General features: G+C 28.9%; 20 protein-coding genes and 1 pseudogene. 14 read left to right on the forward strand and 7 right to left on the reverse strand.

The window, feature by feature from the left end; translation table 11 throughout:
* Window positions 1-99 precede the first annotated feature (99 nt).
* On the forward strand, window positions 100-960 hold the full coding sequence (locus I4V63_RS04260; RefSeq protein ID WP_196000057.1) for a hypothetical protein: 861 nt from the start codon (window positions 100-102) through the stop codon (window positions 958-960).
* 142 nt (window positions 961-1,102) lie between these two features.
* Entirely contained in the window at window positions 1,103-3,181 is a 2,079-nt protein-coding gene (locus tag I4V63_RS04265) for a hypothetical protein (RefSeq protein WP_196000058.1), read from the forward strand.
* A 226-nt stretch (window positions 3,182-3,407) separates the two neighbouring features.
* On the opposite strand, the gene I4V63_RS04270 is transcribed toward I4V63_RS04265, so the two are convergent.
* Window positions 3,408-4,244, reverse strand: coding sequence for a PHP domain-containing protein (locus I4V63_RS04270; RefSeq protein WP_196000059.1), 837 nt, complete (start codon window positions 4,242-4,244; stop codon window positions 3,408-3,410).
* 258 nt (window positions 4,245-4,502) lie between these two features.
* Between I4V63_RS04270 and fba the strand changes: the two genes are divergently transcribed.
* Window positions 4,503-5,366, forward strand: a complete 864-nt coding sequence (gene fba, locus I4V63_RS04275; protein ID WP_196000060.1) for a class II fructose-1,6-bisphosphate aldolase — start codon at window positions 4,503-4,505, stop codon at window positions 5,364-5,366.
* Between the two features lie 47 nt (window positions 5,367-5,413).
* Here fba and I4V63_RS04280 read toward each other — a convergent pair whose 3' ends face one another.
* The 4 genes from I4V63_RS04280 to I4V63_RS04295 all read right to left on the reverse strand — a co-directional run bounded on the left by I4V63_RS04280 (window position 5,414) and on the right by I4V63_RS04295 (window position 9,679).
* On the reverse strand, window positions 5,414-6,232 hold the full coding sequence (locus tag I4V63_RS04280; protein WP_196000061.1) for a hydroxyethylthiazole kinase: 819 nt from the start codon (window positions 6,230-6,232) through the stop codon (window positions 5,414-5,416).
* 256 nt (window positions 6,233-6,488) lie between these two features.
* Window positions 6,489-7,367, reverse strand: coding sequence for an L-serine ammonia-lyase, iron-sulfur-dependent, subunit alpha (sdaAA, locus tag I4V63_RS04285; protein ID WP_196000062.1), 879 nt, complete (start codon window positions 7,365-7,367; stop codon window positions 6,489-6,491).
* A gap of 1 nt (window position 7,368) precedes the next feature.
* A complete protein-coding gene (gene sdaAB / locus I4V63_RS04290; protein ID WP_196000063.1) occupies window positions 7,369-8,046 on the reverse strand; it encodes an L-serine ammonia-lyase, iron-sulfur-dependent subunit beta in 678 nt (225 codons plus the stop codon).
* 136 nt (window positions 8,047-8,182) lie between these two features.
* Window positions 8,183-9,679 (reverse strand): nucleoside kinase, encoded by a 1,497-nt coding sequence (locus I4V63_RS04295; protein ID WP_196000064.1) that lies wholly within the window; start codon window positions 9,677-9,679, stop codon window positions 8,183-8,185.
* Between the two features lie 276 nt (window positions 9,680-9,955).
* Between I4V63_RS04295 and I4V63_RS15565 the strand changes: the two are divergent.
* From I4V63_RS15565 to argF, 10 genes and pseudogenes are all read left to right on the forward strand, one after another.
* Window positions 9,956-10,393, forward strand: a pseudogene (locus I4V63_RS15565) (YetF domain-containing protein); the annotation flags it as partial.
* Window positions 10,394-10,657: 264 nt separating this feature from the next.
* Window positions 10,658-10,855 (forward strand): YetF domain-containing protein, encoded by a 198-nt coding sequence (locus tag I4V63_RS15915; protein WP_347707721.1) that lies wholly within the window; start codon window positions 10,658-10,660, stop codon window positions 10,853-10,855.
* Window positions 10,852-11,232 (forward strand): DUF4363 family protein, encoded by a 381-nt coding sequence (locus tag I4V63_RS04305; RefSeq protein WP_196000066.1) that lies wholly within the window; start codon window positions 10,852-10,854, stop codon window positions 11,230-11,232. The genes I4V63_RS15915 and I4V63_RS04305 overlap by 4 nt, the downstream gene beginning before the upstream one ends.
* Window positions 11,233-11,603: 371 nt before the next feature.
* Window positions 11,604-12,827 carry an argininosuccinate synthase gene (locus I4V63_RS04310; protein WP_196000067.1) on the forward strand — a complete coding sequence of 408 codons (1,224 nt, stop codon included), beginning with the start codon at window positions 11,604-11,606 and terminating at the stop codon, window positions 12,825-12,827.
* A gap of 1 nt (window position 12,828) precedes the next feature.
* The gene (argH, locus tag I4V63_RS04315) at window positions 12,829-14,229 is read left to right on the forward strand and encodes an argininosuccinate lyase (protein ID WP_196000068.1); all 1,401 of its coding nucleotides are present in this window, start codon (window positions 12,829-12,831) and stop codon (window positions 14,227-14,229) included.
* On the forward strand, window positions 14,217-15,251 hold the full coding sequence (gene argC, locus I4V63_RS04320; RefSeq protein WP_196000069.1) for an N-acetyl-gamma-glutamyl-phosphate reductase: 1,035 nt from the start codon (window positions 14,217-14,219) through the stop codon (window positions 15,249-15,251). The genes argH and argC overlap by 13 nt, the downstream gene beginning before the upstream one ends.
* A 19-nt stretch (window positions 15,252-15,270) precedes the next feature.
* Entirely contained in the window at window positions 15,271-16,500 is a 1,230-nt protein-coding gene (gene argJ, locus I4V63_RS04325; protein WP_243280443.1) for a bifunctional ornithine acetyltransferase/N-acetylglutamate synthase, read from the forward strand.
* A gap of 107 nt (window positions 16,501-16,607) precedes the next feature.
* Window positions 16,608-17,462, forward strand: coding sequence for an acetylglutamate kinase (gene argB / locus I4V63_RS04330; protein ID WP_196000071.1), 855 nt, complete (start codon window positions 16,608-16,610; stop codon window positions 17,460-17,462).
* Between the two features lie 49 nt (window positions 17,463-17,511).
* On the forward strand, window positions 17,512-18,648 hold the full coding sequence (locus I4V63_RS04335) for an aspartate aminotransferase family protein (protein ID WP_196000152.1): 1,137 nt from the start codon (window positions 17,512-17,514) through the stop codon (window positions 18,646-18,648).
* Between the two features lie 271 nt (window positions 18,649-18,919).
* Window positions 18,920-19,840, forward strand: a complete 921-nt coding sequence (gene argF / locus I4V63_RS04340; RefSeq protein WP_196000072.1) for an ornithine carbamoyltransferase — start codon at window positions 18,920-18,922, stop codon at window positions 19,838-19,840.
* A gap of 26 nt (window positions 19,841-19,866) precedes the next feature.
* On the opposite strand, the gene I4V63_RS04345 is transcribed toward argF, so the two are convergent.
* Window positions 19,867-20,907: a nucleoid-associated protein gene (locus tag I4V63_RS04345; protein ID WP_196000073.1), complete on the reverse strand. Its 1,041-nt coding sequence runs from the start codon at window positions 20,905-20,907 to the stop codon at window positions 19,867-19,869.
* Window positions 20,908-20,974: 67 nt separating this feature from the next.
* The gene (locus tag I4V63_RS04350; RefSeq protein ID WP_196000074.1) at window positions 20,975-21,874 is read right to left on the reverse strand and encodes a LysR family transcriptional regulator; all 900 of its coding nucleotides are present in this window, start codon (window positions 21,872-21,874) and stop codon (window positions 20,975-20,977) included.
* 233 nt (window positions 21,875-22,107) lie between these two features.
* On the opposite strand from I4V63_RS04350, the gene I4V63_RS04355 reads away from it, so the two are divergent.
* A complete protein-coding gene (locus tag I4V63_RS04355; protein ID WP_196000075.1) occupies window positions 22,108-23,334 on the forward strand; it encodes an MFS transporter in 1,227 nt (408 codons plus the stop codon).
* Window positions 23,335-23,457 lie beyond the last annotated feature (123 nt).

The following is a 23,457-nucleotide window of genomic DNA, read 5'->3' on the forward strand; positions in this document are numbered from 1 at the left end:
AATAGAATATATTATACGAACAAAGTAAATTTTAAATAAAATTAAACAAAGTGAAATATAATCAAAAAAATATAATTTGATATACGGAGGATTTTTAATATGAGTAACCAATGCGATCCAAATTTTCTACCTGAAAACTGTTCTATTGACGATCTTATAGATTGTGGAATCGAAACTGAAACAGAAGTTATTAACTCTACTGGTTCAACACTTACTCCAGTACCACCACTAGGACCTAATGCTGTAAAAGTTCCAAGATTCTTAAAAAGAGTTGTCATTTCAGGTTGTATCAAGAGTACAATTTTTATTCCTGGTAATTTTTCAGAAATAAAGGATATAAAGAAAAAAGTTGTAATTACTCAATCTAAATTAATTTGTGATGAATTAATAGTTGAAGGTTATATACTAAAAGATATTAAATATGTAAGACCTGTAAGTGGAGTTGAGGACCCTAATATGTGCTTAGCTTATCCAAACCAATGGTTTGATATCTCTGAAAAAGTACCATTTACACTTTGCATGACTGTTACTGGACTTCCAACTATATATCCAGTACCAAACACAGATCAAGTATCTGAATTCAATTATTTATGTGATACAATGAGTGGTAAATGCTGTGATAAAGGCTTTATGGCACCATCACCTTGTGAAACATTAAAAATCGAAACTAACTATTTAAATGAAAGACCATATTCTGAATTAGTTGGATATAGAATAGCAGAATTAGATATAAATAATCATCCTTGCTGTTCTAATAATGAATCCGATAGATGCTTATATTCTTCTTTAACTGAAAAAGTTAAATTAGATATAGTTTTAGATTTATATGTTTTAGGAATTGCAACAGCTACAGTAGCTACAGTTCCAGTTCCTCCTCAACCACCTATTACAGGAGTAACTTCTACAACTAATGTAGGGCCATGTGGAGCTCAACCTCCTAAAACTCAATCTAACTGTTGATGCGGACTTCAACCTTAACTTATAAATTTATAAAAATTTAAAAATTAATTCTTTAAGAATAAAAATATAAGTTAATACAGAGGCGTAACACCCTCTGTATTTTTTTCATATATTAACAATAAAATGCTAAAAGGATGATAATATGAATGTAGATTTGTTAATTATGTTAATAATTCTCTATATAATTAAAGATAACAATAGTCAATGTTTATATCATAATAGAAATCAAAATCAGAATTTATCAATTCCTTTTGTTCCTATTAATGAAAGGAAACCATACTTAAATAATAAATATAACCATACAAATTTAATTAATAATAAAAATATAGACTATATATATTATCCTAATCTGCCTTTAAGGAATTCTAATAGCCTTAAAAACTCTCCTATAAATACTATTACTGATAAAGATATTACTATAAATAGAGATACCTCTATCATTGATAATACTCTTAAAGATAATCATAAAGTTGATCCTATGAATACTAATAAAAATACTATTACAAGTGATAAAAGAGATGATGTTATAAGCAAGAAGAATACTTCTTCTATATGTACCGATAAAGATTCAACTATAAAAAAGGATAATACTACAAATACCATTGCTAATGAAGATAATATTATAAGTAAAGCCGCCCCTATAATTACTACTATTAAAGATAATCATAATTATATTAATGAAAATAATACTATAAGTGATGATAAATCTGGTGCTGTAAGCAAGAATAATGCTTCTTCTATAGATACCTATAAAGATTCAACTATAAAAAAGGATAATACTACAAATCCCATTGCTAATGAAGATAATATTATAAGTAAAGCCCCCCCTATAATTACTACTATTAAAGATAATCATAATTATATTAATAAAAGTAATTCTATAAATACTAATGAAAATAATAATATAAATAATGATAAATCTGGTGCTGTAAGCAAGAATAATGCTTCTTCTATAGATACCTATAAAGATTCAACTATAAAAAAGGATAATACTACAAATCCCATTGCTAATGAAGATAATATTATAAGTAAAGCCCCCCCTATAATTACTACTATTAAAGATAATCATAATTATATTAATAAAAGTAATTCTATAAATACTAATGAAAATAATAATATAAATAATGATAAATCTGGTGCTGTAAGCAAGAATAATGCTTCTTCTATAGATACCTATAAAGATTCAACTATGAAAAAGGATAATACCACAAATACTATCACTGATAAAGATATTACTATAAATAAAGACAACCCCCTAATTAATAATAATACTATTAAAGATAATCTTAATTATATTAAAAATATTGATAAAGTTAATTCTATTAATTCTAATGAAAATAATAATATAAATGATGATAAATCTGGTGCTGTAAGCAAGAATAATTCCTCTCCTATAAATACCGATAAAGATTCAACTATAAAGGGGGATAATACTCCAAATACTATTGATAATAAAGATAATATTATAAATGATGATAAAAATGATTCTATAAGTAACAATAAAAATTCTAATCAAACTATTTTAAAAAATAAATCTATTAAATCTTCTACTAATACTAATAATAGGTCAGTAACATATAATAATCTACATAAAAAGGATTATAAGATAAATATTAATAATACATTTAATCAACTTCAATTATCCAAGGGTGAAATTAATAAAGATGATTTTATAAAAAATTTAAATCCAAGCATACAAAAACCTACAACAGATTTTAAAACTAAAGTTCCTGTGCTAATAGGTTCCACAAGTATTACCGAAGTATTTCATGGTGATATAAAGTTTAGTACACCTATTATATCTATACAGAAGGTTACTAGTGAACTATTTATAACAAATAAAAGCCTATTACCTAATTTACATTGCAATAATAATAACGCAATATTATATTATGAAGGATTTTTAAAAACTCAATTAGAATATTTAAAAGATGTTTCTATTGAAGAGTATGAAATAACAGGTGAGTCTAAGTATTATATAATGTGCGTACCATTTTCCGGAAGTAAGTCTTTGACTATTTATGATGAGACTATTAATTCATCTAATACTGTATTTCAAGATTTTACATTAGATATAAATAAAAGCACCTTTTCTATAGATAATCACTTAGAAGAACCTATAAAAAAAAATAAGTATATTAATCTCTACAAGTTATGTAATTTAACTATAAAAGTTGATTGCAATATTAGTTTGTATAGAAAACAACTTATGCAACTATAAATATTAAAAATCCCAATATATTGTTATTCCAATTTATATTTAAAGTATCAATCTAATAATGAAATAATAAAATATTATCTACTTAATAAACCTAATGATGAAAAAAATTATCTTTAAAAGATCTTCCAAATCATTAAACTTAAAGAACGGATGCTTATCAAATAGATAAATATCCGTTCTTTAAGTTTAATGAATAAATATATAAATTAATCTATACCTTTTAATGTTATAGTAGCTTATTTATATTTAAATTTTTACTATCTTTATTTATTGCACCTATATAATATTCAATTCCCTTACTAACCGCTCCAAAGTCTCCATGTGAATCTGATCCAGCTGTTATCAACAGATCATTTTTTTCACAAAACTCCACACATGTTTCTGTCATCAAGTTAGAATTAGCAGGATAATAGCATTCAACACCATCAATGCCTAACTCCTTGAATACTTCTAACTTCTCTAATATTTCTTCTTTACTTTTATTACTATAATAATTACAAGGATGTGCTAAAACCACATATCCACCGGCTTCATGAGTTATTTTACATACTTCTTCAACACTTGGGAAAGTAAACTTTTCATGTCCACATTCATATTTTCCATAAAATTTCACGCCTTCAAATAATCCTTGGGTAATCTTTCTATCATGAAGATAATGTATTCCCTTCCAGCCACCTTTTTCTCTTTGATATTCATAAGAATTATAATCATCTAATGATATATTTTCATAATCCTTTTCCATTCTTCTAATAAGCTCTATACTTGTTTCTAATAATTGCTCCTTTGCTTTATCAACTAATTTAAAGAAATTTTCATTATCTTCAAATTTATATGCTAATAAATGAACTAAATGCCCTTCAAATATTGCATCTATCTCTACTCCTCTTATAGCAATAATTCCGGCTTTTTCAGCTTCTTTTTTTAACTCTTCATAAGAATCTAATACATCATGGTCTGTTATTGCTATAATGCCCAAATTCTTCTTTTTAGCTTCTTCTACAACTTCTTTAGGAGACATTGTTCCATCTGAATAATATGTATGTATATGTAAGTCAACTAACATTTTCTCTTCTCCTTCTTAATGTAAATTAATTTTTTCTTTTACTATTTTACATCAATTCTTAAAACTTTTCACAGCTATTTTTTACTATTATTTTCATTTCCTTCTGCATATTATAGCATTTTTTTGTTTTCATTCTTATAAATTTGGGGTATAATAACCAATGGAGAATAAATTGATATACATATTTGTTAATTTTATAACACTGAATGTTATTTTATTTCTCTTATAAAATAAATTGAAATATACGGAGGTATTGCCATGTTAGTTTCAGCTAAAGAAATGTTAAACAAAGCAAGAGAAGGAAAATATGCTGTTGGTCAATTCAACATCAACAACTTAGAATGGACAAAAGCTATTCTATTAACTGCTCAAGAAAATAACTCACCAGTAATCTTAGGAGTATCTGAAGGTGCTGGAAAATATATGTGTGGATACAAGACTATCGTTGGAATGGTTAACGGTATGTTAGAAGAATTAAACATCACTGTACCAGTTGCTCTACACTTAGATCACGGTAGCTACGAAGGATGTTATGCTGCTATGAATGCTGGATTCTCATCAGTTATGTTTGATGGATCTCACTATCCAATCGCTGAAAACATTGAAAAGACTACTGAATTAGTTAAAGCTACTGCAGAAAAAGGATTATCTTTAGAAGCAGAAGTTGGATCAATCGGTGGAGAAGAAGATGGAGTTGTTGGTAAAGGTGAAGTTGCTGATGCTCAAGAATGTAAATCAATCGCTGATTTAGGAGTTACTATGTTAGCTGCTGGTATCGGAAACATTCACGGAAAATACCCAGCAAACTGGCAAGGACTTGCTTTCGACGCTTTAGAAGAAATCAATGCTGCTTGTGGAAACATGCCATTAGTATTACACGGTGGAACTGGAATTCCAGAAGATATGATCAAGAAAGCTATATCTTTAGGAGTTTCTAAGATCAACGTTAACACTGAATGTCAATTATCATTCCAAGAAGCTACAAGAGCTTACATCGAAGCTGGAAAAGACTTAGAAGGAAAAGGATTTGACCCAAGAAAATTATTAAATCCTGGATTCGAAGCTATCAAAGCTACAGTTAAAGAAAAAATGGAATTATTCGGATCAATAAACAAAGCTTAATTCCTTTTAATATAAAAAGAGCACTTTTGTGCTCTTTTTATTTTATTTCATCTTTTAAAATAATATTCTATATCACCATATAACTTAATTTTTTCAGCATCTATTTTTAATATTTCTTCTAATAGATATTCATTCATTAATTTAATATTATTTTCATACTCACTATTATTAAACTGTTTCTTCATTAACCCTATTGAATTTTTTTGTGCTATATAAAAAGCTAAAGTTGAAATTAATACAGCTTGTACAATTTCACTTTTATTATTACATATACCAATGCTACTAGCTATCATACCTGTATAAATATTATCTATAAATTCTTCATCAGTAAAATACCCATTTTTATTTTTTATATAAAATTCACTGTATCCATCAGTTATATAATATTTTTCACCTTCAATAATTAAAACACAACTATTCCTTTTGGCAAATCCTCTATAATTAAAGTTAATATCTTCTTCCTTATTTTCAAGTGATATTAATGCATTTATTTCTTCCTCAGTTCCCTTAATCACATTAATATTATATCTATTAATTAAACTAAATGCTAAATTTCTTTTGTGTATTATTACATCTATTCCTTTGGCCTCTAATAATACTACCTCTTTTTTGCTTATAGACATTAATTTTTTTTCTATGTCCATAATATTTTCATCTCTTATTTCATCTAAAAAAATTAGTAATGTGCTTATGGAATTACTCTCATCATTACTTCCATCAAATTTAGATTTTACCTTTCCATTGTAGTATATAATTCCTCTACTTAAGTCATTTAATCTCTCAATACTAGAACAACAATATACACGAGGCAGTTTTTTCTTTTGCAGGTCTAAAACATAATTAATAGACTCTCCACTAAGCCTCATAAACTTTTCCTCACTTTATTATCCATAGTGCATTTTGCCTAATAATATCTTATTCGACAAAATCTACTTTGTGCATGATAGTAAGGCGAAAAAACAAATAGAGTATCTTCAGGAATTAATATAATTTTCCTTACGATACTCCATTTATTTTTTCTTTATTACCACACGCACGGCATTAACCCCAATTTAATCTTTATTGGTTAATATTTCTTTTTTCCGTTATTACCCATGGTAGCTAAACTACCATACAATAGTTCTATTCTTCGCCGAATACTTTTTTACGAAGTTCAAGGCCTGCTTTTGTTACTGCAACTCCACCCATTGCTGTTTCTCTTAGCGCTGATGGAAGACTCTTCCCTACCTTATACATAGCTGAAACTGTGTCGTCAAATGGTATTTTGCTTCCTACTCCTGCCATAACCATATCAGCTGTACAAAGTGCACTTATTGCACCTGCTGCATTTCTCTTTGCACAAGGAATTTCAACTAAACCTGCAACTGGATCGCAAACTAATCCTAAAACATTCTTAATAACTATAGCTGCTGCATCTAAGCTCATTTTAGGTGTTCCACCCATCATTTCTACTACAGCTGCTGCTCCCATAGCTGCTGCCGAACCACATTCAGCTTGGCAACCACCTTCTGCACCTGAAAGTGTAGCATTCATTCCTATTATCATTCCTACAGCTGCTGATGCAAATAAAGCATCTATAAGCTCTTCATCAGTTTTACCAAGCTTTTCTCCTGCTGATAAAATTACTGCTGGTAAAATTCCACATGATCCGGCAGTTGGGCATGCTACTATTCTTCCCATTGCTGCATTTACTTCTGATGAAGATAATGCCATTGCCATTGCTTTTACTGTAACATCTCCAGTTAATGTATTCCCTTTTTCTAAATATTTTTGAATTCTATATCCATCTCCACCAATAAGTCCGCTTAAAGAATTAACTTTTTTTTCTCTTCCCTCTGTAGCTCCATCTTTCATAACCTTAAGGTTTTTAGCCATCTTTTCATAAACTTCTTCCCTAGATAGCTCTTTATCACTCATTTCTCTTCTTATAGCATATTCACTTAATGATATATTTTCTTCTTCACAAATCTTTAATAATTCTTCACCTGATCTTGCTAGCATATTATTCACCGTCCTTGATTGGATTAATCATTATTACTTTATTTATACCCTCTATTGCTTTAACATTTCCTATAATTTCAGCTGTAACTTCATGATCAACTTCAAATACCATTGTTGCATCCTTACCTTTTTGATTTCTAAAAACTTTCATGAAAGCAATATTTATATCATTATCATAAAGTATTGACGTTACCTTAGATACTACTCCTGGAACATCCCTATTAGAAATGATGATCGTTGGATAAGCACCTGTAAAATTAACTGAATTTCCATTAACCGATGTAACTTCTATACTTCCTCCACCGATTGAAGACCCAATTAACTCATAACTTCCTTCTTTTCCCTTTATAACAAATTCAACTGTATTTGGATGCACATCTCCTAAATCAGCTTCCTTAAAATTTATTTTAAGTCCCATTTCCTTAGCTATATCTAAAGAATCCCTAAGTCTTAAATCACTTGGTTCCATTCCTAAAATTCCAGCTACTAATGCCCTATCAGTTCCATGCCCCTTATATGTCTTAGCAAATGAACCATGTAAATAAAATGTTACTTCTTCAATATCTGCTCCTGCAACAGCTCTAGCTACTTTTCCTAATCTTGCTGCTCCTGCTGTATGAGAAGAAGATGGACCAACCATTATAGGTCCTAATATATCAAAAACTCCTACACTCTTCATATGTTACCTCCATTTATTATGTACTTTTATGAGTTAATAGTTTTGAGTTAATAGTTAATAATATATTTTTTCAAATTCAGCTCCACTGAATTTATTCCTTAACTATTAACTCTTAACTATTAACTCTTAACTCATCTTAGTATTTGTAAAAAATGCTTCCTCCAATAAATTCTCTTAATATAGAATTTTGTGGTACAATATCCTTATCAACCTCTCTAAAGAATCCTAAAAATTCTTTTAATCTTTTAGCTTCTTCATAAACAATACTATCTTCCTTAATCTTTTCAAGTTCTTCAAGAGCATATTTCTTTAAAACACACAATTCATATACTAAAGTTGAATTAAACATTACATCGGCTTCTTCTTGATAAACAAAAATATTTTTTTGTTCTCCTCTTTTAATCTTATGCCACATCTTCAGCGTATCTTCTGCTCCATGACCTCTAGATAATTGATCTCTAACTATTCTTCTTATCCTTCTTACATCTGTTGTTGTAATTCTATTATGATTATCCAAATTTAATTGAGTTAGTGCTGAAATATAAATTCTAAATTTATATTTTTCATCAATATATGATGTTAATATTGGATTTAAAGCATGAATTCCTTCTACAATAATAACTCCATTTTTAGGTAGTTTCATCTTTTTCCCAGTCCATTCTCTTTCACCTTTTATAAAGTTAAACTCAGGTATTTCTACTTCCTCACCTTGTAAAAGTAAATTCAAATGCTTATTAAATAACTCTGTATCTACTGACTCTATTGTTTCAAAATCATATTCACCATTTTCATCTATTGGTGTTTGATCTCTATTTACAAAATAATCATCCAAAGAAATAGGAACTGGAATTACACCATTTACCCTTAATTGAATTCCCAACCTATTTGCAAATGTTGTTTTTCCTGAAGAACTTGGCCCTGCTATTAATACTAATTTAAGATCATCTTTTGAGCAAATCTTATCTGCAATCTCTGCAATTTTCTTTTCATGAAGCGCTTCTGATATCATAATTAAATTTATTAATTCGCCTTCATCGATCTTTTTATTCAATGATCCTACATTACCAACACCTAAAATATCTAGCCATTTTTCAGTTTCCCTAAATATACTACTCATTTTTCTTTGCTCAATAAATTCTGCTAAAGTAAATTTTTCATAATCATTTGGCCTTCTTAATATAAATCCATTATCATAATACATTAAATCAAAAACTTTTATATCACTAGTTCTTTCAGTCATAGGTCCATAAAAATAATCATATCTTCCATCTAACTCATATAACTTTACTTCTTTAAAATCTACTTGTTCAAGTAAAAGAACTTTATCATGCATATTATAAGAATTAAAAATATCTATTGCCTTTTCTTTAGTAACTTTTATCTTATTTATAGGTAAATCTCTATTTATCAATTCTTGCATTTTAGCTTTGATGTCTTTCACATCTTTTTCATTTAATGGCTTATCTTTAAAAATCTCTCCAAAAATCCCCTTACCAACACTATGTTCAATTGTAATTTTAGATTCTGGAAATAAATCTAAGGCTGCCTTTATGAATATAAATTGCAATGTTTTAGTATACTTCTTTTCTATTTCCTCATTAGCCCTTACTTTTAAATTAATGTCTTGTTTCATACTTAATCCACCCTTCTAAACCATTATAATATTATTGCCTAATTAAAAATCCATATTATAAAATTTAGTGTTAATCCACCTTATTCACCTACTGAAGGGAATAGAGTTTTCTTCTATTAGTTTTTTTAATTAAAGTCTATATATTCTTATTATATACTGCAAAAAAAAATATTCTATTATTTTTATATATTAAAATTCTTTTTATTTTCAAATTCTAATTTTATTAAGGAATAAAAGCATTTTATTTACAAATACTTTAATTAGAGGTGATTTACTATGTTCATTGTCCTAATTAGAACAATCTTTTTATATTTCTTGGTAATACTCGTAATGAGATTAATGGGAAAAAGGCAAATTGGAGAATTACAGCCATATGAATTTGTAATAACAATAATGATATCAGACCTTGCTGCTTTGCCTATGCAAGATACTCGATTACCTTTAATACTTGGAATTATTCCAATTATCACTTTGTTATTCATAAAAACAATATTAACCCAATTACAGTTAAAAAGTCAGTTTACTAGAAAAATATTAGAGGGCGAACCTTGCATCTTAGTTTGTAAAGGTAAAATAAATTATCAAGCTTTAAAAAGACAGCAAATTAATTTAGATGAACTCATGGAAGAATTAAGATTAGCAGGCTACTTTGATTTAAATGAAGTTCAATATGCTATTTTAGAAAATAACGGTCAACTATCTTTTTTAACTTCTCAAAGTAGTTCTTCTAGCGGCGGTAGCCCTAATGCTTCTTGCAGTTCCAATACTCAACCATTATCATCAGGAAGTCAAAATAGTTCTTCTGCTCAAAGCAGTTCTAGTAACTCTCAGAATTCTAATAGTAATTCTTCTGAAAGTGAAAGTTCTTCTAAAAATAATAAAAAGAGTAATTCAACTAGCTCTAGTAGTTCATCTTCTTCCGGAAATTCAAGTAATTCTGGAAATAGTAGTTCTACTCAACCGCCTAGGCTTCCTATAATTTATGTATTAGATGGGCATGTTAATAAAAATGCTTTAACAACTAGTGGTAAAAATAAGGTATGGATTGAACATGAACTAAAAAAACATCATATAAATTCAATTGAGGATGTATTAATAGCTATGATTGATACTCAAGGAAAGTTTTATTATCAACTTTATGATAAAAATGAAAAAGAGAAAGGAGCTAAAAAATGAAAAACTCATTATTTTCTATTTTTCTCTTTGTAGTCCTATTAGGATTTTTAACTTATACTGATATCAGTTTTAAAAACCTTTGTTCAGAAGTAGTAGATATGTGTGAAGAAATGGAAACAAATATGAAATCATCATCTAAAGAAGAAAACTTCAAAACAGCAATGGATATATATAATTTAATCCAAGATAAAGGTAAATTTGCTGCCATATATATAAATCATGTTGATTATGATGTAATGCTAAATGAAGCATTAAAATTAACTGTATATATTGAAAATGATGATCCTAGCGAGACTGAAGCCTCTCTTCATATTTTGAAATCCAGTACAGAACATATGAAAGAATTACAAGTACCTAATATAGAAAACATATTTTAACTAAAAATTAGAAGGTAATATCTATTTACCTTCTAATTTTTCTGTAAATACCCCCTTAATTCATATACTTTAAATCTCAATTAATCTTTTTATAAATATCTATTTTACTAATAACAATGAATATCTCCAGACTATAAATCATATTATTCTTATTATATTTATGCATAATTATTTCTTGTTTTCATATATAAATATATTTTTATGCAAATTCTAAAATAACTATTGCATAATTATGCATTAATGTGTATAATTATAAACATCAAGTATTTAGACCATTTTATGGATATACATACAATGCTTAGTTGAGTATAAGTAAAAACTACTAACTCCTAACTAAAAACTATTAACTAATTAAAAGGGGGCTTTTATATATGAAAAAATTTAATAAAGTTGTTTTAGCTTATTCAGGAGGTCTTGACACATCAATAATAATATCTTGGCTTAAGGAAACTTACGGCTGTGAAGTTATAGCTGTTGTTGGTAATGTAGGACAAGCAGATGAGCTAGAAGGACTAGAAGAAAAAGCAATAAAAACTGGGGCATCAAAAATATATATTGAAGATTTAACAAAAGAATTTGTTTACGACTATATCTTCCCTACCCTTCAAGCTGGTGCAGTATATGAAGGAAAATATCTACTTGGAACTTCTTTTGCTAGACCTTTAATTGGAAAGAGACTTGTAGAAATTGCAGAAAAAGAAGGGGCAGATGCAATTTGTCACGGCTGTACAGGTAAAGGAAATGACCAAGTTCGTTTTGAACTTGCAGTTAAGAACTTTGCACCTGAAATGCCAATTATAGCACCATGGAGAATTTGGGACATAAAATCTCGTGAAGAAGAAATCCAATATGCTTTAGATAGAGAAATACCAATAAAGATTACTTACGAAACTAACTATAGTAAAGATAAAAATCTTTGGCATTTAAGTCATGAAGGTTTAGATTTAGAATTTCCTGAAAATGAACCTAAATATGATAAGATTCTAGAAATGTGTAACACAATAGAATCTGCACCAAACAAAGCAACTTATATTACTTTAACTTTTGAAAAAGGTATTCCAGTTGCACTTAATGGTGTAAAGATGGATGGAGTTTCATTAATAGAAGAATTAAATAAAATTGGTGGAGAAAATGCTATTGGTATTATGGACATGGTAGAAAACAGACTTGTTGGTATGAAGTCAAGAGGTGTTTACGAAACTCCAGGTGGAACTATTTTATACAAAGCTCATGCTGATTTAGAAGAACTTTGTTTAGATAAAGCTACTCATCACTTTAAACAAACAATTGCATTAAAATTTGCAGATTTAGTTTACAATGGTGAATGGTTTACTCCATTAAGAGAAAGTCTTTCAGCTTTTGTTGATAAGACTCAAGAAACAGTTACTGGTGATGTTAAGCTTAAACTATATAAAGGCAATATTATTAATGCCGGAATGAACTCTCCTTATTCATTATACAGCGAGGAATATGCTACTTTCGGTGAAGATGGCGTATATAATCAAAAAGATTCTGAAGGATTTATAAATCTTTATGGTTTACCAACAGTAGTAAATTCAAAGATGAAAGATTCTTTAAAGAAGAAGGATAAATAAAATGAAGCTTTGGGGCGGAAGATTTACAGAGGGAGTTAATGAGTTAGTTAATACCTTTAACTCCTCTATTTCAATTGATTCAAGAATGTATAAGGAAGATATCGAGGGTAGCCTTGCTCACGTTAAAATGTTAGGAAAGCAAGGAATCATTCCTCTTAAGGATAGTGAAAAAATAGTTGAAGGCTTAAAAGAAATATTAATTAGAATTGATAATGGAACTATACAAATAGACAATGACTCAGAAGATATTCATAGTTTTATTGAAAGTATATTAACTTATTATATCGGTGATGAAGGTAAAAAACTTCATACTGGTAGAAGTAGAAATGACCAAGTTACTTTGGATACAAAACTATATTTGAAGAAATATTTAAAAATAATTATTGATGAAATATTAAATCTTCATACTACATTATTAGAAAAGGCAAAAGAAAATATAAACACAATAATGCCTGGTTATACTCATATGCAAAAGGCTCAGCCAATTACATTTGCACATCATTTATTAGCATATTGTGAAATGTTTAAAAGAGATATAGGCAGACTTTTTGACTGCTATAAGAGACTTGATGAAATGCCTCTTGGAAGTGGAGCTTTAGCAACATCTACATACCCTATTGATAGAGAGTTTGTAGCATCACAGCTTGGATTTTCTAAAATCACGCTTAACAGTTTAGACTCTGTTTCAGATAGAGATTATGCAATTGAATCCCTTTCTGCACTTTCATTAATAATGATGCACTTATCAAGATTTTCTGAAGAAATTATACTTTGGTGTACTGGTGAATTTAATTTTATAGAATTAGATGATGGTTACAGTACTGGAAGTAGTATAATGCCTCAAAAGAAAAATCCTGATGTTGCTGAATTAGTTAGAGGTAAATGTCCTAGAGTTTATGGTAATTTAATGACATTACTTACTGTAATGAAAGGAATTCCACTTGCTTATAACAAGGATATGCAAGAAGATAAAGAAGCTTTATTTGATGGTTTAGATACTGCTCTTCTTTCACTTCAAACATTTAATGGAATGATAAAAACTATGAATGTAAAAAAGGACAATATGAAAAAATCAGCTTCCGGTGGATTCACTAATGCTACTGATGTTGCAGATTATCTTGTAAAAAAGGGAATGGCTTTTAGAAGTGCTCATGAAGTTGTTGGTAGAATAGTCCTTTATTGTATTGATAAAAGTATTACTATAGATGATTTAACTCTAAAAGAATTTAAAGAATTTTCTCCTATTTTTGAAGAAGATATATATAAAGCAATTGATTTATTAACTTGTGTTGAAGAAAGAAGTGTCATTGGGGGACCTAGTTCTTCATCAGTAAAAATGCAAATTGAAATTTTAGAAAAATTCATAAAAACAAATAAGGAGAATTTATCATGTTTAAAGTAGGAATAATTGGTGCCACAGGATACGTTGGAGTTGAATTATTAAGGATTTTACTTAATCATGATGATGTTACAGTTACTGCTATCTCCTCCTCTACTTTTAAGGATGAGGAGATAAGCTCTGTATATAGAAGTTTTTTTAATAAAACAACTTTAGTATGCCAAGATAAAACTGAAGTTATTGATAAATGTGATGTAATATTCACTGCTCTTCCTCATGGTTTAAGTGAGGAGATTGCAGCAAAAGCAATAAGCAAAAATAAAAAGGTAATAGATTTAGGGGCTGATTTTAGATTAACTTCTGAAGAATCCTACGAGGAATGGTATGGAAAGAAATTCACTTGCAACTCTCTACATTCTCAAAGTATTTATGGATTACCAGAATTTAATGGATCTAAAGTCAAAGAATACAATATAATTGCTAATCCAGGTTGTTATCCAACAAGTATTTCACTTGGACTTATGCCATTATTAAAAAATAATTTAATTAATACAAAAAATATAATTTGTGATTCAAAATCAGGAATTACTGGAGCTGGAAGAGGCCTATCCTTAAAGACACACTTTGCAGAGGCCAATGAAAACTTCACAGCTTATGGAATTGGAAGTCATAGGCATACTCCTGAAATAGAACAAACATTGTCTTATATGGCAAATGAATGTGTAGAAGTAACATTCACACCTCATCTATTACCAATCAATCGCGGAATATTATCTACAATTTACTGCGAAACTAAAGCTAATCTTACCTTAGAAAAAATCCATGAAATATATACAAAGCAATACGAAAATGAAGAATTTGTACATGTATTACCATTAGGTAAAACTGCTGAAATAAAGCATGTAAAATACACTAACAACTGTCATATATCTCTTCATCAAAATTATAGAAAAGATAAATTAATTATAGTTAGTGTTATAGATAATATGGTTAAAGGAGCTGCCGGACAAGCTATTCAAAACATGAATATTTTGTTAGGTTTACCTCAAAATACTGGACTTAAACTAATAGCTCCAAGCTTCTAATTAAAGGATGTGTAATTTTATGATTAATATAGATGAAAATTTAAGTGTGACTTCCCCTACTGGTTTCAAAGCTTCAGGAATTCATTGTGGATTAAAGAAAAGCTTATTAAAAAAAGACTTAGCTTTAATATACTCTGACGTTGTCGCTACCTCTTGTGGTGTATATACAAAAAATAAAGTCAAGGGGGCTCCTCTTACCATAACCAAGCAACACCTAGTTAATAAAAAAGCACAAGCAATAATAGTTAATAGTGGAAATGCCAATACTTGTAATGGTGATGATGGTTTAGCTAAAGCAAAAAAAATGGCTACTCTTTGTGCTAAAGAATTAAATATAAAAAATGATGATGTTCTTGTTGCTTCCACTGGTATAATTGGTGTTCCTTTGAATATAGATGCAATAAAAGATGGAATTCCTCAACTAGTTGGAAATTTATCATCTAATATCGAATCTGCCAAAAATGCATCTATGGCTATTATGACTACAGATACTATTGAAAAACAAGCTGGAATAGAAATTGAACTTGGTGGTAAAAAGGTTACTATAGCTGCTATGGCTAAAGGCTCTGGAATGATTCATCCAAACATGGCTACTATGCTTTCTTTTATAACAACAGACCTTTCTATATCCCCTTCTCTACTTAAAGAAGCCTTAAAGCAAAGTGTTAATGTTTCTTATAATAGAATAAGTGTTGATGGTGATTCTAGCACTAATGATATGGTATTAATTATGGCAAATGGTCTTGCGCATAATGAAACTATAACTAAAAAAAATGCTGATTATGATTTATTTTTAGAAGCATTAACAGCTTTAAATATTTATATATCAAAGAAAATAGCCAAGGATGGTGAAGGTGCCACCAAACTTATAGAATGTAGTGTTAAAAATGCATTATCAATAGAAGATGCAGAAACTCTTTCTAAAAGTGTAGTTACTTCAAGCCTTGTTAAAGCAGCTATGTTTGGTAGTGATGCTAACTGGGGAAGAATTCTTTGTGCTTTAGGATACTCTAATGTAGATTTTGATCCTGAAAAAGTAGATGTTTCTTTTGCTAGTAAAACTGGCGAAATATTAGTTTGTAAAGCCGGTTCTCCTGTAATTTTTGATGAAAGAAAAGCAAAAGAAATCCTATCGCAAAATGAAGTTAAAATTTTAGTTAATATGAACTTAGGATCTTCTGAAGTAACAACTTGGGGCTGTGACCTAACTTATGATTACGTAAAAATAAACGGGGATTACCGTAGTTAAAAATACATTTATATGCCTCAAAGTTAAATTTCATTAATGATTTAATCTCTGAGGCATACACTAAATTTAGATATTTTCTAAATATGAATATCTGGGAGGAAAAATAATTGAATTACACTCAACACGCAAATATATTAGTTCAAGCATTACCTTATATTCAAGAGTACTATGGTAAAACCATTGTTATAAAATATGGTGGAAATGCTATGATTAACGATAACCTTACTCAAACTGTAATTAATGATATTATCTTAATGAAATGTATTGGTATTAATCCAATAATAGTTCATGGTGGAGGGCCTGATATTAGTAGTACATTAACTAAAATGAATCACGAAAGTAAATTCATAAATGGGCTAAGATATACTGACGAAACTACAATAACAGTTGCTCAAATGGTTTTGGCAGGAAAGGTTAACAAAGACTTAGTAAAACTTATAGAAAAAGATGGTGGAAAAGCCATAGGATTATCTGGAATTGATGGCTCATTAATTAAAGCTAAAAAATTTAAAAGCGAAGTTGATTTAGGATATGTTGGCGAAATAACTTCTGTAAATACAGAACTTTTACATCTAACTATGAACGCCGGATTTATTCCCGTAGTTTCTTCTATCGCCATTGGTGAAAATGATCATAATAGCTATAACATTAATGCAGATATTTGTGCCTCTAAGATAGCATCTGCATTAAAAGCAGAAAAATTAATTTTATTAACTGATGTTCCTGGAGTAATGTCTAACCCTAGTGATCCATCTACTTTAATTTCAACATTAAGATTACATCAAATTCCTAAATTAACTGTAGATAAGGTAATTAAAGGTGGTATGATTCCTAAAATAAGCTGTTGTGTAGAATCTGTTCGAATGGGAGTTAAAAAAGCTCATATAATCGATGGAAGGATAGAACATTCTCTACTACTTGAACTTTTATCTGAAAGAGGAATTGGAACAGAAATTTATTAAAAAGGAGGAAATAAAATTGACATTGCTTGAACAGGAAAAAGAATACTTGATGAATACTTATACAACACTTCCAATTGAAATATCGCATGGTGAAGGTTCATATTTATATGATATTAATAATAAAAAATATATAGATTTCACTAGTGGAATTGGTGTTAATTCCTTAGGCTATAATAATGTGGCTTGGAAAGAAGCTGTTATTTCTCAATTAAACTCCTTTCAACATTTATCTAACATTTTTTCTAATGATACTACAATTGCTTTAGCTAAAAAGCTTACTGAACTTTCAGGGATGAGTAAAGTTTTCTTTGCTAACTCTGGTGCTGAGGCAAATGAATGTGCTATTAAACTTGCTAGAAAATATAGCTTTAATAGATATGGACAAGGTAGAGGTACTATTCTTTCATTGAAACAATCATTTCATGGAAGAACTTTAGCTACATTAACTGCTACTGGACAAGATAAATTCCATAATTACTTCTTCCCCTTTCCAGACGGATTTAATTATGTAACCACAAATTCAATATCTGACCTAAAGGAAAAACTTACCTCAGACGTTTGTGCTATAATGATGGAAGCTATTCAAGGTGAAGGTGGAGTTCATCCTTTAGATAAAGACTTTGTTTTAGATGCATGTAAATTAGCTGAAGAAAATGATGTATTAGTTATATTTGATGAAGTCCAATGCGGTATTGCAAGAACAGGTCATTTATTTGGATATAATAACTTTAATATTAATCCTGATATAGTAACTTGCGCAAAAGGACTTGGAGCAGGACTTCCTATAGGTGCAGTTTTATGTAATGAAAAGCTTTCTACTACCTTTACACCAGGGGATCATGGTTCTACCTTTGGTGGTAACCCAGTAGCTTGTGCAGGTGGATTATCTGTTTTAAATCAGATTTGCAACACAGATTCTTATAACGAAATAATATATAAAGGTAACTATATAAAACAATCTATTTTAAATGATAATAATAAGCATGTTAAGGATGTTCGTGGATTTGGATTGATGCTTGGTATAGAAATTGCTAGTGATTCCTCAGTTGTTCAAAAGAAAGCACTTGAAAAAGGACTCCTTGTATTAACTGCTGGTAAAAACGTCATAAGACTATTACCACCACTAAACATAAACATGGAAGACGTAAAAACAGGAGTAAAGATACTACTATCAGCATTAGTATAGTGGCAAGCTTTGCTAGAGTGATAAGTGACAAGTTGATGATGATTAAATCTTGCTTATTTAAACTAATTAATTTTAGCAGTAATTAAGTTTACTACGTGTTTCAAGAAAAAAAGAAAATATTATATTGAAGGGAATATTGAAATTGAGCCGTAGAATTAATTGTATAAATTCAAGATAATATTTCACTAATTCCCGAAAAGATAATATTTCTTTTTTCACTATTACACAATAAACCTTAATTACTTCTCAATAAAAAAAGGGGGCTTTATTTATGAATAAAGATTTACTACGCATGGATAATCTTTCTAAAGAAGAAATTTTAGATATATTAAACCTTGCTGATCAATTAAAATATGAAAGAAAACATGGTATTGACCATCCTTTACTTAAGGGAAAATCATTGGGGATGATTTTTGAAAAGGCTTCAACTCGTACAAGAGTTTCTTTTGAAGTTGGAATGTACCAACTTGGTGGACATCCATTGTTCTTAAGTTCAAAAGATCTTCAAATAGGTCGTGGGGAACCTATTCAAGACACTGCTAGGGTATTATCTAGATACTTAGATGGAATTATGATTAGAACTTTTTCACAAAAAGGTATTGAAACCTTAGCTGAGTGTTCTTCTATTCCAATAATTAATGGATTAACTGATGATGAACATCCTTGCCAAATATTAGCTGACTTAATGACAATAAGAGAGAAAAAGCTTATATTAGAAGGCCTGAAAGTTGCTTATATTGGTGATGGTAATAACATGTGTAATTCACTAATTGTAGGTTGCTTAACACTTGGAATGCATCTATCAATAGCAAATCCTATTGGATATAAACCACTTAAATATTATATAGACAAAGGTTCATCATTAGCTAATGAAAATGGTGTTTCTTTTGTAATGACAGAAAACCCTGAAGAGGCTGTGGTTGATGCTGATGTTATAATCACTGATGTTTGGGCTAGTATGGGACAAGAAGATGAAGCTAAAAAGAGACAAATTGCATTTAAAAGCTATCAAGTAAATAGTAACTTAATGAAACTTGCTAAAGATGATGCAATAGTTCTCCACTGTCTTCCAGCTCATAGAGAAGAGGAAATTACTGAAGAAGTTCTTGAATCAAATTCTGATGTAATTTTTGAAGAAGCTGAAAATAGACTTCATGTGCAAAAAGCAGTTTTAGTTAAACTCTTATCATAAAAGGCAGGACTATTAAGTCCCGCCTTTTATTTTTCTATGTAATTTATAACATGTTTTATTATCATATTAATACTTCCATCACCATTACGTTGAATTTCAAACTTAGAATCATCATGATAAGCTTCTTCATTTATATATAAATCAATATCCTTATCTATTTTAAGTCTTACTCTCTTAAGCTTCTTTTCTACCCATGCCTTATCTACAGACACTTCATTATCTAAACCATTACCCTTCATAAAGATTTCAAAATCTTGCTTTTGTGTAGGATTATCCCTAAATAATTCATTAGAAACTTCTTCTATATTAATAGAATCTTCTTCCTTAAGTTTGCTTTTTATTGTTGTTCTTATTTTCTCTGCTTGCTCGGCATTTTCAGCAACATTACTTCTAGTCCAAGCTTCTGAAGCTTTTAAGAATGTCTTTGTCATATCTCTTTTATTTGTTACAATACTACACCCTAAAAAATTATTCATGAAATAATTTGCACCATATTCATCATCGTCATTAGATTTCTTTTGCTTATCAATAACATATAAATCAAATATATTATCTTCTCTTATTGGTTTAATAAATGCAGCTTTTTGAATTCTTTGACTACTTGCTGGCAGTCCTGCTGCTTGTGGTACTATTCCTATTCCTATCTTTTCATTAACAAATTCAACTGAATGAGTAAAATTCTTTACATAATCCATTTTTAGTATACCTATCATAGGGCCAACATCTGTAACTAATGAAACTATTATTAAATCACATGATGGAATATTAACATTACCCTTCATTATTAAAAATAACTGTCTTGCAAGCTCCTTAGATAACCCCAAAACATCTGAATCTACACCATTCAAATAATCCTGTACGATTTCCTTAACTATATTTCTCTCTGAATTAAATGATGCTGTCTTTAATTCTTCATCTTTTAAACATTTTTCAATATGCTTATGTAAAAATTTATAAATATCTTCAGTTAGCTCTAATGTATACTCATTTAATACTGGCTCTGATGAATTATTATCAAGTATATGTATTACTGCTTCCTGAATATTTATATCATTAATATATTCCAAAATATCACCTCTAAAAATATGCTACAATTAACTTTTTCTTTAAAATATTATATCATCAAATTTCATCTTATTTATTTAAAAGGTCATTTTCACCATATTCTGCACTATACTTTTTGAATAAATTTACAGATGGTGTTAAATATCTATTTTTTAATGTTGCTAAATATATGAATCTTTCATGCTTTGGATTTATTATAGGTAATACTTTTACATTATAATACTTTAATGATGATATCTTAGGAACTACTGCTATTCCATAATTTATTTCAACTAATCCAGCAACGGCATTATCTTCTTCAACTTCACAAATTATATTAGGGCTAACATCAACTTCTTTAAATAAATCCGATATTAATGATCTAATTCCACTTTTTTCACTAAACCCTATAAAAGGATAATTATCTACTTCACTTAAATCTATAAATTCATTTTTTGCCAAAGGATGCTCATTTGATACTATTACAACTAACTCTTCCTTCGCAATTGGTATAAATTCAATATCCGGTTCATCATCTACTAATGAACAAAAGACCATATCATATTTTTCTTCTTTTAAATCTTTGATTAGTGATTGGGTTGTTCCTTGACCAAATAAGAATTTTATACTCTTATTTTCATCTGCATTAGTAAAGTTCTTTATTAACTTTGGTACAAAATTAGGACCTAATGTATAAATATATCCTAGCTCAATTGTACCTGTAGATACATTAGTCAGTTCTCTTATTTTTTTCTCTCCTCTTTCTAGTTCACTTAATGCTTTATCTACATATTCATAGTATATTTTTCCATATTTGGTTAATTTGATATTTCTACCTTGTTTTTCAAAAAGATAAGTACCTAAATCTTTTTCTAATGCAGACATAGCATGACTTAAGCTTGGTTGAGTTATAGATAATTCTTCTGCTGCTTGAGTATAATGTTCCAACTTTGCTAGTACTCTAAAATAACTTAAATGATTTAAATTCATAAGTATACTCCTTTCTTTTTTAATTTCTATCCTTTGTTAAATTTACTACTAATTTAAAGTCTAATTTTTTAATTAATTCTAAAACATTATATCACATCTATAGATATTTTCTATAAATATTCAAAAAAATATGTATTAGAATAATTGAAAATATTATATTAAAATCTATCTTGTAAAATAAATATGGAACTTATACATAATAACGTTAAATTTTTATCAAAAGGAGTATTAAAATGCAAAATACACTTACAAAAAACAAGTATTTGCCTACGGCATTATCTATGTATATTAACTACTTTATACATGGTATGGGTTGTATAATATTAGCCCAAAATATCGATTTCTTAATGAAACAATTTAACACTAATAACGCTGGAGTATCTTATGTTATCTCAGCACTTGGATTAGGTAGATTAATTGTTTTATTTGTCTCTGGTATATTATCAGATAAATATGGTAGAAAACCATTCGTACTTTTAGGTATGGGAACTTATGTATTATTCATGGGTGGTATATTAGTTAGTAATAATGTTACAATAGCATTCTTCTTTGCTTTATTAGCTGGTATGGCTAACTCATTTATGGATGCTGGTACTTATCCTGCATTAACTGAATGTTTCCCTGAAGCATCAGGAAGTGCTAACGTTGCAATTAAAGCATTTATTTCAGCTGGTCAATTCATATTACCATGGATAATAAGCTTCTTAATTGCTAACAATCTTTACTTTGGATGGTCATTCATCTTCTGTATCGTAGTATTCTTAATAAACGGATTATTTATATTAAAACTTAAATTCCCTGAATTTAAGCCTGTTGAAAAAGCTGAAGCTACTACAGAAGAAAAAGTTGAATCTACTGTTAAAGCTAACTTCTGGATTGAAGGTATATGCTTAATCTTAATCGGATTTACTGCTACTGCAACATTCCAAGTAATCGCAAACTGGTTACCATCATTCGCAAGAGAAGTTGCTGGTGTTGAGCAAACAGTTTCATTAAAATTAATAAGTATTTACAGTACTGGTTCAATAGTTTCTGTATTTGTTACTTCAATATTAGTTGCTAAATGGATTAAACAAGTTAGATTTACATTTGTTTACCCATTAATATCTTTAATAATGTTAACAGTACTTTGGATGTTCCCAAGCACTATTACTTGTGTAGTTGCAGCATTCGTAATTGGATTCTCTGCTGCAGGTGGAGTTTTACAACTTGCTTTAACTTCAATGTCAGAATTATTCCCAACAAGCAAGGGTAAAATTACTGGTATAGTGTTTACAGCTTCAAGTATAGCTTCTACTGTAGTTCCAAGTATAACTGGTATATTAGCAGATATAAACTTAAGCCACGTAATACTATTTGATATCGGAATAACTGCTCTAGGTGTTGTATTAGCACTTATCGTTAACATAAGATATAATATAGTTAAAAAAAATGAATTAAAAGCTAATATAGCTGCTTAATAAATTTAAAGGGTCTGTCACATTAAATAATTAATGTACAGGCCTTTTTTTCATAAAACATTCTATTTTATAGATTATTAAACTTCGCTATGCTATTAAAATCATCAATAAAATTTGCTATAT

This window comes from Clostridium sp. 1001271B_151109_B4 (genome assembly GCF_015670405.1).
Classification (GTDB): Bacteria; Bacillota; Clostridia; order Clostridiales; family Clostridiaceae; genus Clostridium.